A 15,200-nucleotide genomic window follows, 5' to 3' on the forward strand; every position below is an offset into this window, starting at 1 on the left:
GCGGGTTTTTCTACAGCTTGATCAGGCCGACAGCTCGACCAGCAGCTTGTTCAGACGGGTCACGTAAGCGGCCGGGTCTTTCAAGCTGTCACCCGCCGCCAGGGCGGCCTGGTCGAAGAGGATGTGCGCCAGGTCGCTGAAGCGATCTTCGCTGGCCTCTTTGTCGAGCTTTTCGATCAGCAGATGTTTCGGGTTGAATTCGAAGATCGGCTTCGAATCCGGCACCTTCTGCCCGCTGGCTTCGAGGATCTGACGCATTTGCAGACCCAGGTCCTGCTCGCCGATGGCCAGAATGGCCGGCGAATCGGTCAGGCGATGGGAAACCCGGACTTCGGCAACGGCCTCGCCCAATGCGGTTTTCAGACGCTCGACCAGACCTTCTTTCGACTTGGCGACTTCTTCCGCGGCCTTTTTGTCCTCTTCCGAGTCCAGGCTGCCCAGGTCCAGGTCACCGCGCGCGACGTCGACAAAGCTCTTGCCGTCGAATTCGCTGAGGTAGCTCATCAGCCACTCGTCGATGCGGTCGGTCAGCAGCAGCACTTCGATGCCTTTCTTGCGGAAGACTTCCAGATGCGGGCTGTTTTTGACCTGCGCGTAAGTCTCGCCGGTCAGGTAGTAGATCTTGTCCTGACCTTCCTTGGCGCGTGCCAGGTAGTCAGCCAGACCGACGATCTGCTCGCCGTCGCCTTCAGTCGTCGATGCAAAACGCAGCAGACCGGCGATTTTTTCCTTGTTGGCGAAATCTTCTGCCGGGCCTTCTTTCATGACCTGACCGAAGTTTTTCCAGAAGCCTTTGTATTGCTCAGGCTCGTTCTTCGCCAGTTTTTCCAGCATGTCCAGCACGCGCTTGGTCAGCGCCGACTTCATCGAATCGATGATCGGGTCTTTCTGCAGGATTTCCCGCGACACGTTCAGCGACAGGTCGTTGGAGTCGACCACGCCCTTGATGAAGCGCAGGTACAGCGGCAGGAACGACTCGGCCTGATCCATCACGAACACGCGCTGTACGTAGAGCTTCAGGCCTTTCGGCGCTTCACGCTGGTACAGATCGAACGGTGCGCGAGCCGGCACGTACAGCAGCGAGCTGTACTCGAGCTTGCCTTCGACCTTGTTGTGGCTCCACGACAGCGGGTTTTCGAAGTCGTGGGCGATGTGTTTGTAGAACTCCTGGTATTCCTCGTCCTTCACTTCGGTGCGAGGACGGGTCCACAGGGCGCTGGCACGGTTGACGGTTTCCCACTCAACGGCTGGCTTCTCTTCGCCTTCGGCAGCGGCCACTTCTTTTGGCAGCTCGATCGGCAGCGCGATATGGTCGGAGTACTTCTTGATGATGTTGCGCAGACGCCAGCCATCGGCGAACTCGTCTTCACCGGATTTCAGATGCAGGACGATGCGGGTGCCGCGCTCTGGCTTGTCGATGGTGGCGACTTCGAACTCGCCCTCGCCTTTCGACGACCAGTGCACGCCTTCGCTGGCGGCGGTGCCGGCGCGACGGCTGTACACGTCAACTTTGTCGGCAACGATGAAGGCGGAGTAGAAGCCCACACCGAACTGGCCGATCAGGTGCGAATCCTTTTTCTGATCGCCCGAGAGATTCTTCATGAAATCGGCGGTGCCGGATTTGGCGATGGTCCCCAGGTGGGTGATCACATCGTCACGGTTCATGCCGATACCGTTGTCTTCGAGGGTGACGGTCTTGGCGTCCTTGTCGAAGCTCACACGGATTTTCAGTTCAGCGCCACCTTCGAGCAACTCAGGCTTGGCCAGGGCTTCGAAGCGCAATTTGTCGACGGCGTCGGAGGCGTTCGAGATCAATTCGCGAAGGAAGATTTCCTTGTTGGAATACAGCGAATGGATCATGAGGTGCAGCAGTTGCTTCACCTCGGTCTGGAAGCCCAGGGTTTCCTTTTGAGTTTCCACACTCATGGTCATCAAACTCCAATCAGATGGCATTGGCCGCGACCCTAATGGTCTGCGGCGGGTTGTTCACTGAGTTGGGGGCTGTGTTCAGGATTTCAAGGGCTCGTCGATTTTGAAGTGGGCACGCGCAGTAGCAATCGGTTCGCTCTCGGTACTTTGCCAGGCCGTTACGGCCACATTGGCCACCCGCCGGCCCTGACGGCAGACCTGACACCGGGCCCAGGTATCGCGAAACTGCCCGGCCCGCAGATAATCGAGGGAAAAGTCGATGATCTTCGGCACGCCGGGCGCCCCCGTGAAAATCAACAGATGCAAGGCGGCGGACAGCTCCATGAACCCGGCAATGACGCCACCGTGGATCGCCGGCAATAAAGGGTTACCAATGTTGTCCTTGTTGGCCGGCAGCTTGAACAGCAGGTCATCACCGACTCGAGAACACTCGACGCCGATCAGTCCGGCATAGGGAATCAGCTTCAGCAGCGGCGCGTAGTCAGCCTTTTCGTGGGCATCTTGCAGTTGCTGTTTGAAATCATCGTTCATTGGCTGTCTCCCTTGATCGCGCCACCAAATCCTTTTGTGCCTTTGAGCCCCTTGCCCATGCGCATGAACGTCCCGACGACGTGAGCAATCGGCTGCTGAGGATCATCCTGATAGGCGAAGCCCCGGGCGAAAATCACGTCGGTGGTGACTCGGTAGCACTGGGCGAAGCCATAGACGTCTTTATGCGGTTCGGCGGCATGCATGTAGTCGATGCGCAAATCCAGGGTCGGGCAAACTTCGAATTCCGGCAGCACGCACAGGGTGGCCATGCCACACGCAGTGTCCATCAACGAGGTGATCGCCCCGCCGTGGACCACGCCGGTCAGCGGATTTCCAACGATCTGCGGGCTATAAGGCAAGACCACCGTCAGGCCTTCGCTGCTGGCGCTGTGCACTTTGAGCCCCAGCACCTGACAGTGGCGCAAGGCCGAGAGAAAGCGCGTCGCGCGCTCAAAAACAGGGTTTTCGGCCATTTGATAATTACTCTTGTTAGTCACTGTTCCCGGTAGTGGAAAGAACAGCAAAAGTTCCATCGCAAAACAAACTTATATATCTGAGAGAAATGAGGAACTTAACCCTTGGGGCTGCGCTCTTAAGGCCAGTAGTTATTTTCCATAAGGAGAAACACCCCATGCGTAAGACTTTAGCTATTGCCTTGATGTTGACCGCTTCCCTCGGTCTCGCTGCCTGCGATAAAAAATCCGAGGACAAAGCTCAAGATGCCAACCAACATGCTGAACAAGCTCAGCAGAAAATGAATGAAGCTCAGGATAAAGTGAACGACGCGGCGAAAGAAAACGCCGAAGCCGCCAAAGATCAGGCCGAATCGAACGCAGCCGCTGCAGACGAAGCTGCCAAGAAGCAATAAGCCGCTTCTCGATGGCAAAAAAGAAAACCCGCCAAGTGCGGGTTTTCTTTTGCCTGTCATTTTCTGCCAATGCCGATTTAGAGCAGGACAGTTCTAAAAGTCGGACTAATCATCAGCAACAATGAACACACTAAGCCGATCAGCCAGACCAGACTGCGCAGCTTCGGGATATCGGCCAGATAGAACCACAAGTAGAGAATCCGTGCGATCACGAAGATGATCGCCAGTGTATCTATGAGCCATCCAGCCGTCTGCGTGGTATGCGCCATCAACACACCCACGGCAAACAAGATGAACGCTTCGATGCTGTTCTGATGTGCCGCCAGTGCCCGGGCCCCGTAACCGGTAAGTTGCGCCTGCTGCTGGCGCGGCAGGTGATTGTTGTAACCCCCCTGCTCTTTCATGGCTTTGCCTACCGGCATGCGCGCCACGTAGATCAATAACGCACTGATAAACACACACCAGAACGGAATACTCATCAAGCGGCCTCTTTGATCGTTTCGGGCAATGGCGCCTCTGTAGGGGTATAGACCATTACATCCAGCACGTCGGAATGAAACTCGCGGCGATACAACACCAGCACCACGCCTGCGCTCATCAGCATGAACAGCCACGGGCTGACGAACCACGCCAGCATGCTCATGCCGAAGTAGTAAGACCGCAGGCCAAAGTTGAACTGGTTGGCCGCCATCGAAATCACCCGCGCTGCCCGTGAAGCGAACGCCTTGCGCTCCTGCTCGGAGACCTGACGCTCACCGATCATCGGCGCGGAGCCCACCAGAACGGCGGCAAAGTTGTACTGACGCATGCACCAGCTGAACGTGAAGAAAGCGTAGACGAACACCAGCGCCAGGCACAGCAACTTGATCTCCGACATGCCCTGGGAAGCCTGTTGCACCATCGGAATGTCTGCCAGCAACGACACCGCACGCTCAGACGCACCCAGCACGGTGAGAATGCCCGCCAGGATGATCAGGGTGCTGGAAGCGAAGAACGAGGCGTTGCGCTCGAGGTTGCCGATCACGCTGGCGTCGGCGATGCGGTTGTCACGCAGCAGCATGCGGCGCATCCAGTCTTCGCGGTACAGGTGCAACACGCTGGCCAGGCACGCTGTGTCACGGCCCTTCCAGGTGGCATAACGGGTGTAACCGCCCCAGCAGATGACAAACCAGAGCGCGGCAAGCAGGTGGATAAGATTGGCTTGGATGAAGGACATGCAATTCCCTGTGATGAAGATTTCGGCAACCCTTCGACGTTAGCTCAGGGAAAAAGACACTGCCTCACGCCCATAAAAAATGCCCCGTATCGATTGATACGGGGCATTTCTGTTTAATCGCTCGGGAGCCGCTTGTGGCGGCCCGGCAATCTTATGCGAGGGCTTCGGCGCGCTTGCCCAGCATGCGATCGCAAACGACTGCGACCACCAGCGTCATCACCGACGGAACCAGCCATGCCAGACCCTGCTCGCTCAGCGGCAGGTGCGACAGTTGCGACGGCATCCAGTCAGCCAGACCGGCGCCCTTCAAGGCGTCGATGGTGCCGAACACAAACGACACCAGCATCACCGGGCCCATGATGCGGCTCTGCTCATGCCAGAACGCGGCACAGAAGCTCAGGGCCACCAGCACGATGCACGGCGGGTAGATCGCGGTCAGCACCGGGATCGAGAACGCGATCAGCTTGGTCAGGCCCAGGTTGGACACCAGCAGCGAGAATGCAGCCAGGATGATCACCAGCGTCTTGTAAGACAGTGGCAACACGCGGCTGAAGTACTCGGCGCAAGCGCAGGTCAGACCGACCGCCGTCACCAGGCAGGCCAGGGAGATCAGCACCGCAAGGAAACCACTACCCAGCGAACCGAAGGTGTGTTGCACGTAAGCGTGCAGCACCGCCGCGCCGTTGGTTGCACCTGCGGCCACTTCATGGCTGCCGGAACCCAGACGGAACAGGCTGACATACACCAGCGCCAGACCGACGCCGGCAATCAGCCCGGCGATGATCGCGTAACGGGTGATCAGTGCCGGCGACTCTACGCCACGGGAGCGGATCGCGTTGACGATGACGATGCCGAATACCAGAGCGCCGAGGGTATCCATGGTCAGGTAACCATTGATGAAGCCCTGGGAGAACGGCGCAGCAACGTATTCTGGAGTGGCCACGCCGATATCACCCGCCGGCAGCGCAAACGCGGCAATGCCGAGTACCGCCAGGGCGATGATCTTCAGCGGCGCGAGGAAGCGTCCTACGGTATCGAGCAAACGGCCCGGGTAGAGCGAGATGAAGAACACCAGCAGGAAGTACACCGAACTGTAGAGGAACAGTGCCAGCGGGCTTTCGCCGGTCAACGGCGCCAGGCCGACTTCGAACGACACGGTCGCGGTACGCGGCGTGGCGAACAGCGGGCCGACCGCGAGATAGCACGCCGCAGCCAGCACGCCACCGGCAATCTTGCCGATCGGGCTGCTCAGGGAATCCATCGCGCCGCCGACCTTGGCCAGCGCCACGACGGTGATCACCGGCAGACCGACCGCCGTGATCAGGAAGCCCAGCGCCGCCATCCAGACGTTGGGTCCGGACTGCAAACCGACGATAGGCGGGAAGATGATGTTACCGGCCCCGACGAACAGGGCGAATGTCATAAAGCCAAGTGCCAGGATGTCCTGACCTTTCAAAACTTTCATTAAGGAAATACCACACTACTGAATCGGAATTTAGAGGGGGATTTCCCTGTGGGGTTAGGGAAATGCTGTCAATCCGTATGGGACTGACCCGTTTAGCGCGTTGCATGCCTTGTGGGCGGCAGACGCAAAAATGGCTGCTAGCCTAACGAATTTGTCTGACAAACGCACTGTTTGAGGGCGAACTATCCGATACGCGACGTGTCCGTGTCGCGTTTTTGCATGTAATTGGGCAGGTGCCTATAAATGGCCATCGTCAACTCAAACACCAGAAACGACAAAGGCCACCCGAAGGTGGCCTTTGTTTGGTAAAGCGTCAGGCAAGCGCGAGGCTTACTTGACAGCCCAACCAGTCAGCTCGGCCAGGGCCTTGCCGATGTCTGCCAGCGAACGCACGGTTTTCACGCCTGCGTCTTGCAGAGCAGCGAATTTCTCGTCTGCAGTGCCTTTGCCGCCGGAGATGATTGCGCCAGCATGGCCCATGCGCTTGCCCGGAGGAGCAGTCACACCAGCGATGTAGGAAACAACCGGCTTGGTCACGTGAGCCTTGATGTAGGCAGCCGCTTCTTCTTCAGCCGAACCGCCGATCTCGCCGATCATCACGATCGCCTCGGTCTTCGGGTCTTCCTGGAACAGCTTCAGGATGTCGATGAAGTTCGAACCCGGGATCGGGTCACCACCGATGCCGACGCAAGTCGACTGACCGAAACCGGCGTCAGTAGTCTGCTTCACAGCTTCGTAGGTCAGGGTGCCGGAACGGGAAACGATACCGACCTTGCCTGGCAAGTGAATGTGACCTGGCATGATGCCGATCTTGCATTCGCCTGGAGTGATCACGCCTGGGCAGTTAGGGCCGATCAGGATTACACCCAGCTCGTCGCACTTAACTTTAGCGTCCAGCATGTCCAGGGTAGGAATGCCTTCGGTGATGCAGACGATCAGCTTGATGCCGCCGAATGCTGCTTCCAGGATCGAGTCCTTGCAGAAAGGAGCCGGAACGTAGATCACGCTGGCGGTGGCGCCAGTGGCTGCTACGGCGTCTTTCACGGTGTTGAACACTGGCAGACCCAGGTGTTCGGTGCCGCCTTTGCCTGGAGTTACGCCGCCAACCATCTTGGTGCCGTATTCGATGGCTTGCTGGGTGTGGAAGCTACCTTGCGAACCGGTAATACCCTGGCAGATAACTTTGGTGTCTTTATTGATCAGGACGCTCATTACTTGCCCTCCGCAGCTTTAACGACTTGTTGAGCAGCGTCGGTCAGGCTGGTAGCAGCGATGATGTTCAAACCGCTTTCTGCCAGTACTTTAGCGCCCAGTTCAGCGTTGTTGCCTTCAAGACGAACAACAACCGGGATTTTCACGCCGACTTCTTTCACTGCACCGATGATGCCTTCGGCAATCATGTCGCAACGAACGATGCCGCCGAAGATGTTAACCAGTACTGCAGCGACATTGGTGTCGGACAGAATGATTTTGAATGCTTCGGTAACGCGTTCTTTGGTAGCACCACCACCTACGTCGAGGAAGTTGGCTGGCTTGCCGCCGTGCAGGTTGACGATGTCCATGGTACCCATGGCCAGGCCAGCACCGTTCACCATGCAGCCGATGTTGCCTTCCAGTGCTACGTAGTTCAGTTCGAACTTGGCAGCGTGCGCTTCGCGCGGATCGTCCTGCGACGGATCGTGGAAAGTCTTCAGCTTAGGCTGACGGTACATTGCGTTGGCGTCGATGTTGATCTTGGCGTCCAGGCAGTGCAGATCGCCGTCAGCCTTGATCACCAGCGGGTTCACTTCCAGCAGAGCCAGGTCGTGATCCTTGAACAGCTTGGCCAGACCTACGAAGATCTTGGCGAACTGAGCAACCTGCTTGCCTTCCAGACCCAGCTGGAATGCCAGCTCGCGACCCTGGAATGGCTGAGCGCCAACCAGTGGATCGATAGTGGCTTTCAGAATTTTTTCTGGAGTGTCGTGAGCGATTTTCTCGATGTCCACGCCACCTTCGGTGGAAGCCATGAACACGATGCGACGGCTCGAACGGTCAACGACAGCGCCCAGGTACAGCTCTTTAGCGATATCAGTGCACGATTCAACCAGGATCTTGGTGACTGGCTGGCCATTGGCATCAGTCTGGTAAGTCACCAGACGCTTGCCCAGCCACTGCTGTGCGAAGGCTTTGGCGTCTTCTTTGCTGCGAACCAGCTTAACGCCGCCCGCTTTACCGCGACCACCGGCGTGAACCTGGGCTTTGACAACCCACTCGTTGCCGCCGATTTTGTCGCAAGCTTCTGCTGCTGCTTCCGGGGTGTCTACTGCATAACCAGTGGAAACTGGCAGGCCGTATTCAGCGAACAGCTGCTTACCCTGATACTCGTGAAGATTCATGCTTTTTACCGTCTTCGTTAGGTACTGCGCATTCGGCGCTGCGCTCTTGATGAGTGCCGCGCCACCTGTGACTGCTGCTTGCGTAGCCTTTCCGGATACCCGGTGCAGCTACGCAAGGCTGCGTCCAGCGGACATTCCGCGGTGAGTCTTGCACGCAAGGCTCACGACGGGCCGTACCGCCGTGGTTTCTTATTGTGTGTCTTAACGCTTCTTGCGGTTGGCAATGTGGATGGCGCCGCCATTCACAGCCAGAGCAGCTTCGTGCAAGGCTTCAGACAGGGTCGGATGGGAGAAAACCATCATGCCCAGGTCTTCAGCGCTGGTGCCGAATTCCATACCGATCGCGCCCTGCTGAACCAGTTCTGCTGCGCTCGGGCCAATCACGTGCACGCCCAATACGCGGTCAGTCTTGGCATCGGCGATGACCTTGACGAAACCACCGGTATCGTTGGCGGCCATGGCACGGCCGGATGCTGCGAACGGGAAGGTGCCGACGTTAACTTCAACGCCTTCAGCTTTCAAGGCCTGCTCGGTTTTACCCACCCATGCGATTTCCGGGTGAGTATAAATAACCGAAGGGATCAGGTCATAGTTCATCTGAGCCTTGTGGCCCTTGATGCGCTCGACAACCATGATGCCCTCTTCCGAGGCTTTGTGAGCCAGCATCATGCCGCGAACCACGTCACCGATGGCGTAAACGCCCGGTACAGTGGTGGCGCAGTGATCGTCAACGTGCACGAAACCGCGCTCGTCCAGGGTCACGCCGCTGTCGGCAGCCAGCAGATCAGTGGTCACCGGACGGCGACCAACGGCTACGATCAGCTTGTCGAAAGTGATGGTCTGTTCGCCGTTGGCATCGGTGTAGTTCACAACGACTTCGTCGCCGTTCACTTTCGAGCCGGTTACGCGAGCGCCCAGTTTGATGTCCAGACCTTGTTTGGTCAGGGTTTTCAGCGCTTCCTTGGAAACAGCGGTATCCGCTGCCATCAGGAAGGTGTCCAGGGCTTCCAGGACAGTCACTTCTGCACCCAGACGCGACCATACCGAACCCAGTTCCAGACCGATCACGCCAGCGCCGATCACGCCCAGACGTTTAGGTACGGATTGGAATTCCAGAGCGCCAGTCGAATCAACGATGACTTTCTGATCGACCGGAGCCGGTGGAATGTCGATCGGACGCGAACCTGGAGCCAGGATGACGTTTTCAGCTTCGATGACTTCAACCGAACCGTCTGGCTTGGTGACTTCGACTTTCTTGCCGGCCAGCAGTTTGCCGTGGCCCTGGATCGAAGTAACGCCGTTGGCCTTGAACAGGGTGGCAACGCCGCCGGTCAGGTTCTTGACGATGCCAGCCTTGCGGCCAACCATCGCAGCGACGTCCATTTTGACTTCGCCGGTCGAGATGCCGTGGACGTTGAAGCTTTCTTTCGCTTCCTTGTATTTCCAGGAGCTGTCCAGCAGCGCCTTGGAAGGAATGCAGCCTACGTTCAGGCAGGTGCCGCCCAGGGCTTGCTTGCCTTCAGCATCGGTGTACTTCTCGATGCAGGCAGTGCTCAGACCGAGTTGCGCGGCCTTGATGGCAGCCACGTAGCCGCCAGGGCCCGCACCGATCACTACTACGTCAAATTTCTGCGACATTCAAAAAATCCTCTTTAGCGAAAAGCTTCAAGCCGCGCGCTGCAAGCCACGCTGCATTCTCTTGCAGCTTGAAGCTTGCAGCGCGTGACTGCTTCTATCAGATATCCAGCAACAGACGAGCCGGATCTTCCAGCAGGTTCTTGATGGTCACCAGGAAAGTCACAGCTTCTTTGCCATCGATCAGACGGTGATCGTAGGACAGTGCCAGGTACATCATCGGGCGGATAACGACCTGACCGTTGATGGCCATCGGACGCTGGATGATGTTGTGCATGCCCAGAATCGCTGCCTGCGGCGGGTTGACGATCGGAGTCGACATCATCGAACCGAAGGTACCACCGTTGGTGATGGTGAAGGTACCGCCGGTCATTTCGTCCATCGACAGTTTGCCGTCACGGGCTTTCTTGCCGAAGGTGGCGATGCCGCCTTCGATTTCAGCCAGGCTCATGTGCTCGGCGTTACGCAGAACCGGAACCACCAGGCCACGGTCGCTGGAAACTGCCACACCGATGTCGGCATAGCCGTGGTAAACGATGTCGTTGCCGTCGATCGAAGCGTTGACCGCCGGGAAGCGTTTCAGCGCTTCGGTGGCAGCTTTCACGAAGAACGACATGAAGCCCAGGCGTACGCCGTTGTGGGACTTCTCGAACAGATCCTTGTACTTCGAACGCAGGGCCATGACTTCGGTCATGTCGACTTCGTTGAAAGTGGTCAGCATCGCCATGTTCGATTGAGCTTCAACCAGACGCTTGGCAACGGTGGCACGAACGCGGGTCATCGGAACGCGCTTCTCGATGCGGTCGCCAGCGGCGAACACAGGAGCGGCAGCGGCCGGAGCAGCAGCCTTCGGTGCAGCAGCCGGAGCGGATTTCTTGGCTTCAACTGCGGCAACCACGTCTTCCTTGGTCACACGGCCGTCTTTGCCAGTGCCTTTTACGGAAGCCAGGTTGATGCCGTTTTCTTCGGCCAGCTTGCGAGCGGCAGGAGCAGCGATAGCGTCTTCGTCAGCGGCAGCAGCTGGAGCAGCGGCAGAAGCAGCGGCCGGTGCAGCAGCAGCCGGAGCGGCCGCAGCAGCGCCGCCTTCAACGATGGAGCCCAGGACTTCGTCGGACAGGACGGTTTCGCCCTCGCCCTTGACGATTGCGCCCAGCACGCCGTCGGCGGTGGCCAGCACTTCCAGTACGACTTTGTCAGTTTCGATGTCGACGATCAGTTCGTCACGCTTGACGGCGTCGCCCGGTTGTTTGTGCCAGGTGGCAACGGTGCCATCGGCAACCGATTCCGGGAAAGTGGGGGCTTTGATCTCGATAGCCATTGTCTGTGGTTCCTTAAATTCGGTTTCAGGTGCGCGAAGGCGTTAAACGGTAAACGCGTCTTGCAGCAGTTTTTCCTGCTGCTCGGCGTGCATCGAAGCGTAACCACATGCTGGTGCAGCAGAAGCCTCACGGCCCGCGTACTCGAGTACGAGAGACTTGTTGAGGTTGCTGATGCTGCGACGCAAGTGGTGCTGGCTGCAGTACCAGGCGCCCTGGTTCATCGGCTCTTCCTGGCACCAGACAGCCGCTTTGGCGTTGGTGTAAGGAGCCAGGACTTCTTTCAAGTCGTCCTCAGGGAATGGGTACAGCTGCTCGATACGCACGATGGCGATATCTTCGCGGCCTTCGGCACGGCGTTTTTCCAGCAGGTCGTAGTAGACCTTGCCGCTGCACAGAACCACGCGCTCGACCTTTTTCGGGTCCAGTGCATCGATTTCCGGGATAACGGTCTGGAACGAACCTTCGGCCAGATCTTCCAGCGTCGAGATTGCCAGTTTGTGACGCAGCAGCGACTTCGGAGTCAGCACTACCAGCGGCTTGCGCAGCGGGCGAATCACCTGACGACGCAGCAAGTGGTAGATCTGGGCCGGGGTCGTCGGCATGCACACCTGAATGTTGTGCTCGGCGCACAGCTGCAGGTAACGCTCAAGACGTGCCGAGCTGTGCTCAGGGCCCTGGCCTTCATAGCCGTGCGGCAGCAGCATGGTCAGACCGCAGAGACGGCCCCACTTGTGCTCGCCGCTGGTGATGAACTGGTCGATAACAACCTGTGCACCGTTGGCGAAGTCGCCGAACTGGGCTTCCCAGATCACCAACGCGTTTGGCGTGGTGGTCGAGTAACCGTATTCGAACGCCAGTACGGCTTCTTCCGACAGGAACGAGTCGTACAGGTCGAAGCGTGGCTGACCTTCGTACAGATGCTTCAGCGGAATGTAGGTGCCGGCATCTTTCTGGTTGTGCAGAACAGCGTGACGGTGCGAGAACGTACCGCGGCCGATGTCCTGACCGGTCATGCGGATCGGGTGACCTTCGAACGCCAGGGTCGCGTACGCCATGGTTTCGGCGTAACCCCAGTTGATCGGCAGGCCGCCGGCTTGCATCTTCTGACGGTCCTCGTAGATCTTCGCGACCTGACGCTGAACCACGAAGCCTTCCGGAATTTCCAGCAGCTTGGCGGACAGTTCTTGCAGGGTCTTCAGATCGAAGCGAGTGTCGTGACGCGCGGTCCAGGCGTGACCCAGATACGGACGCCAGTCCACGAACAGCTCTTTGTTCGGCTCTTTGACCAGCGACTTCACTACGTGCAGACCGTTGTCCAGCGCGTTGCGATATTCGTCGACTTTCGCCTGAACACGCTCAGCGTCCAGCACGCCGCCCTGGGTCAGACGATCAGCGTACAGCTCACGAGTGGTGCGCTGCTTGGTGATCTGCTGATACATCAGAGGCTGGGTGCCGCTTGGCTCGTCGGCTTCGTTGTGGCCGCGACGACGGTAGCAGACCAGGTCGATCACCACGTCACGCTTGAACTGCATGCGGTAGTCGATGGCCAGCTGGGTCACGAACAATACGGCTTCCGGATCATCGCCATTCACATGGAGGATCGGCGCCTGGATCATCTTCGCAACGTCGGTCGCGTACTCGGTGGAGCGCGAGTCCAGCGGGTTGCTGATGGTGAAACCAACCTGGTTGTTGATCACGATGTGCACGGTACCGCCGGTCTTGAAACCGCGGGTCTGCGACATCTGGAAGGTTTCCATCACCACGCCTTGACCTGCGAATGCAGCGTCACCGTGGATGGAGATCGGCAGAACCTTCTCGCCGGTAGGGTCGTTACGACGATCCTGACGGGCGCGAACCGAACCTTCGACCACCGGGGAAACGATTTCCAGGTGGGATGGGTTGAACGCCATGGCCAGGTGAACTTCACCGCCGGCGGTCATCACGTTGGACGAGAAGCCCTGGTGGTATTTAACGTCACCGGAACCCAGCTCGACCTTTTTCTTGCCTTCGAACTCGTCGAACAGCTCGCGCGGGTTCTTGCCGAAGGTGTTGACCAGCACGTTCAGACGACCACGGTGGGCCATGCCGATGACGACTTCCTTGGTGCCGTAGGAACCGGAACGCTGGATCAGTTCGTCGAGCATCGGAATCAGGCTTTCGCCACCTTCCAGACCGAAACGCTTGGTGCCCGGGTATTTGGTACCCAGGTATTTTTCCAGGCCTTCACCGGCCGTCACGCGCTCGAGCAGGTGGCTCTTGATGTCGGCGGAGTATTCCGGACGGCCACGTACGCTTTCCAGACGCTGCTGGAACCACTGGCGCTGCTCGGAATCGGTGATGTGCGTAAATTCAGCGCCGATGGTGCGGCAATATGTCTGCTGCAACGCTTCGTGAATTTCGCGTAGGCTCGCTTCCTCTTTGCCGATGAACAGGTCGCCGGCACGGAAGGTCGTATCAAGATCGGCATTGGTCAAGCCGTAATGATTGATCGACAGGTCTGCAGGTGCAGGACGCTGCCACAGCCCCAGCGGGTCAAGCTGGGCTGCCTGGTGGCCACGCATACGGTAGGCCTGGATCAATCGCAGCACTTCAACTTGCTTCTTCTCGTGCTCACTGCTCACGCTGCCGGCGGAAACCGGTTGGGCGCGGCGCTGGTTCTTTGCCAGCAGCACGAAATGATCGCGAATTGTGGAGTGCGAAACATCGGTGGCAGAGCCGCCGTCGGCGGGCAGCTTCTGAAAGTAGGTGCGCCACTCTTCTGGCACAGCGTTAGGGTCGTGCAGGTAGAGCTCATAAAGCTCTTCCACATAGGCAGCGTTTCCACCTGAAAGGTAGGCGCTGTTCCACATGCGCTGCATCACGCTTTCTTGCATGCTTGGTCACCCTCGGTTAGGGGAACACCATCGGTGTCGACACCGAGCAAACTTGCAGAAGTCCGAATGCAGCGACCAAAACAAGCCACTTAGGATCACACTGATAGTCCGGGTACCAGCCCGGATGCCCCTGCTTGTCTCATTTCTTCAAAATAAGAGCCGCAGCTTATGGCTGTTGCTCTGGTTATAGCCATGGCGCGGGTTGAAGCCCGCGCCTTGACCTGTACGGTGCAGCAGTGCCGCTTTTTACAACGGCAGTTACAACTTCTGAATCACACGCCGCTCGAAAGCAGCATGTTACGGATGTGACCGATGGCCTTAGTCGGGTTCAGGCCTTTCGGACATACGTTGACGCAGTTCATGATGCCCCGGCAGCGGAAGACGCTGAACGGGTCATCGAGGGACGCCAGACGCTCGGACGTCTTGGTGTCACGGCTGTCTGCCAGGAAGCGGTACGCTTGCAGCAGGGCAGCTGGACCCAGGAATTTGTCCGGGTTCCACCAGAAGGACGGGCAAGAGGTCGAGCAGCAGGCGCACAGGATGCACTCGTACAGACCATCGAGCTTTTCACGCTCTTCAGGGGACTGCAGACGCTCGATGGCCGGAGCCGGCGTGTCGTTCTGCAGGAATGGCTTAACCTTCTCGTATTGCTTGTAGAAGATGCTCATATCGACAACCAGGTCACGGATAACCGGCAAACCTGGCAGAGGACGAACGATCAACTTGTTACCTTTGACGACAGCGGACAGCGGCGTGATGCACGCCAGGCCGTTCTTGCCGTTGATGTTCATGCCGTCGGAGCCGCAGACACCTTCACGGCAGGAGCGACGATAGGAGAAACCCTCGTCCTGCTCTTTGATCAGGGCCAGCACGTCCAGCACCATCAGGTCTTTACCACCGGTATCGACCTGGAATTCCTGCATGAACGGCGCAGCGTCCTGATCAGGGTTGTAACGATAAACACTGACTTGCAACATGGCGGTCAC

At 58.2% G+C, this 15,200-nt stretch carries 13 protein-coding genes; 1 reads left to right on the top strand and 12 read right to left on the bottom strand.

Going from position 1 to position 15,200, the window contains the following annotated elements; genetic code table 11:
• Positions 1–21: 21 nt before the first annotated feature.
• The 3 genes from htpG to ACW9HX_RS16375 form a co-directional block, all read right to left on the bottom strand.
• Complete coding sequence (gene htpG, locus ACW9HX_RS16365) at positions 22–1,926, bottom strand: molecular chaperone HtpG (RefSeq protein WP_457381402.1); 1,905 nt, start codon at positions 1,924–1,926, stop codon at positions 22–24.
• A gap of 81 nt (positions 1,927–2,007) precedes the next feature.
• Positions 2,008–2,460: a PaaI family thioesterase gene (locus ACW9HX_RS16370; protein ID WP_457381403.1), complete on the bottom strand. Its 453-nt coding sequence runs from the start codon at positions 2,458–2,460 to the stop codon at positions 2,008–2,010.
• Entirely contained in the window at positions 2,457–2,933 is a 477-nt protein-coding gene (locus ACW9HX_RS16375) for a PaaI family thioesterase (protein WP_457381404.1), read from the bottom strand. Before ACW9HX_RS16375 ends, ACW9HX_RS16370 begins: the two co-directional genes overlap by 4 nt.
• A gap of 158 nt (positions 2,934–3,091) precedes the next feature.
• On the opposite strand from ACW9HX_RS16375, the gene ACW9HX_RS16380 reads away from it, so the two are divergent.
• Entirely contained in the window at positions 3,092–3,328 is a 237-nt protein-coding gene (locus ACW9HX_RS16380; protein WP_085682944.1) for a hypothetical protein, read from the top strand.
• A 77-nt stretch (positions 3,329–3,405) separates the two neighbouring features.
• On the opposite strand, the gene ACW9HX_RS16385 is transcribed toward ACW9HX_RS16380, so the two are convergent.
• The 9 genes from ACW9HX_RS16385 to ACW9HX_RS16425 all read right to left on the bottom strand — a co-directional run bounded on the left by ACW9HX_RS16385 (position 3,406) and on the right by ACW9HX_RS16425 (position 15,191).
• Positions 3,406–3,807 carry an MAPEG family protein gene (locus ACW9HX_RS16385; protein WP_096822977.1) on the bottom strand — a complete coding sequence of 134 codons (402 nt, stop codon included), beginning with the start codon at positions 3,805–3,807 and terminating at the stop codon, positions 3,406–3,408.
• Positions 3,807–4,544, bottom strand: a complete 738-nt coding sequence (locus tag ACW9HX_RS16390) for a DUF599 domain-containing protein (RefSeq protein ID WP_457381405.1) — start codon at positions 4,542–4,544, stop codon at positions 3,807–3,809. The genes ACW9HX_RS16385 and ACW9HX_RS16390 overlap by 1 nt, the downstream gene beginning before the upstream one ends.
• A gap of 151 nt (positions 4,545–4,695) precedes the next feature.
• The gene (gene brnQ, locus ACW9HX_RS16395) at positions 4,696–6,009 is read right to left on the bottom strand and encodes a branched-chain amino acid transport system II carrier protein (RefSeq protein ID WP_457381406.1); all 1,314 of its coding nucleotides are present in this window, start codon (positions 6,007–6,009) and stop codon (positions 4,696–4,698) included.
• A 330-nt stretch (positions 6,010–6,339) separates the two neighbouring features.
• Entirely contained in the window at positions 6,340–7,221 is an 882-nt protein-coding gene (sucD, locus tag ACW9HX_RS16400) for a succinate--CoA ligase subunit alpha (RefSeq protein WP_017127973.1), read from the bottom strand.
• The gene (gene sucC, locus ACW9HX_RS16405) at positions 7,221–8,387 is read right to left on the bottom strand and encodes an ADP-forming succinate--CoA ligase subunit beta (protein WP_085732277.1); all 1,167 of its coding nucleotides are present in this window, start codon (positions 8,385–8,387) and stop codon (positions 7,221–7,223) included. The genes sucD and sucC overlap by 1 nt, the downstream gene beginning before the upstream one ends.
• A gap of 201 nt (positions 8,388–8,588) precedes the next feature.
• Entirely contained in the window at positions 8,589–10,025 is a 1,437-nt protein-coding gene (gene lpdA / locus ACW9HX_RS16410; protein ID WP_011333117.1) for a dihydrolipoyl dehydrogenase, read from the bottom strand.
• Positions 10,026–10,122: 97 nt separating this feature from the next.
• Positions 10,123–11,340: a 2-oxoglutarate dehydrogenase complex dihydrolipoyllysine-residue succinyltransferase gene (gene odhB, locus ACW9HX_RS16415; RefSeq protein WP_457381407.1), complete on the bottom strand. Its 1,218-nt coding sequence runs from the start codon at positions 11,338–11,340 to the stop codon at positions 10,123–10,125.
• 42 nt (positions 11,341–11,382) lie between these two features.
• A complete protein-coding gene (locus ACW9HX_RS16420; RefSeq protein ID WP_457381408.1) occupies positions 11,383–14,214 on the bottom strand; it encodes a 2-oxoglutarate dehydrogenase E1 component in 2,832 nt (943 codons plus the stop codon).
• A 272-nt stretch (positions 14,215–14,486) separates the two neighbouring features.
• Positions 14,487–15,191 carry a succinate dehydrogenase iron-sulfur subunit gene (locus ACW9HX_RS16425; protein ID WP_007959035.1) on the bottom strand — a complete coding sequence of 235 codons (705 nt, stop codon included), beginning with the start codon at positions 15,189–15,191 and terminating at the stop codon, positions 14,487–14,489.
• Positions 15,192–15,200 lie beyond the last annotated feature (9 nt).

The organism is Pseudomonas sp. SDO52101_S400, from assembly GCF_054071635.1.

Coding starts and splice junctions, on each gene's coding strand:
- htpG (WP_457381402.1), bottom strand. CDS start 1,926: ATGAGTGTGGAAACTCAAAAGGAAACCCTGGGCTTCCAGACCGAGGTG.
- ACW9HX_RS16370 (WP_457381403.1), bottom strand. CDS start 2,460: ATGAACGATGATTTCAAACAGCAACTGCAAGATGCCCACGAAAAGGCT.
- ACW9HX_RS16375 (WP_457381404.1), bottom strand. CDS start 2,933: ATGGCCGAAAACCCTGTTTTTGAGCGCGCGACGCGCTTTCTCTCGGCC.
- ACW9HX_RS16380 (WP_085682944.1), top strand. CDS start 3,092: ATGCGTAAGACTTTAGCTATTGCCTTGATGTTGACCGCTTCCCTCGGT.
- ACW9HX_RS16385 (WP_096822977.1), bottom strand. CDS start 3,807: ATGAGTATTCCGTTCTGGTGTGTGTTTATCAGTGCGTTATTGATCTAC.
- ACW9HX_RS16390 (WP_457381405.1), bottom strand. CDS start 4,544: ATGTCCTTCATCCAAGCCAATCTTATCCACCTGCTTGCCGCGCTCTGG.
- brnQ (WP_457381406.1), bottom strand. CDS start 6,009: ATGAAAGTTTTGAAAGGTCAGGACATCCTGGCACTTGGCTTTATGACA.
- sucD (WP_017127973.1), bottom strand. CDS start 7,221: ATGAGCGTCCTGATCAATAAAGACACCAAAGTTATCTGCCAGGGTATT.
- sucC (WP_085732277.1), bottom strand. CDS start 8,387: ATGAATCTTCACGAGTATCAGGGTAAGCAGCTGTTCGCTGAATACGGC.
- lpdA (WP_011333117.1), bottom strand. CDS start 10,025: ATGTCGCAGAAATTTGACGTAGTAGTGATCGGTGCGGGCCCTGGCGGC.
- odhB (WP_457381407.1), bottom strand. CDS start 11,340: ATGGCTATCGAGATCAAAGCCCCCACTTTCCCGGAATCGGTTGCCGAT.
- ACW9HX_RS16420 (WP_457381408.1), bottom strand. CDS start 14,214: ATGCAAGAAAGCGTGATGCAGCGCATGTGGAACAGCGCCTACCTTTCA.
- ACW9HX_RS16425 (WP_007959035.1), bottom strand. CDS start 15,191: ATGTTGCAAGTCAGTGTTTATCGTTACAACCCTGATCAGGACGCTGCG.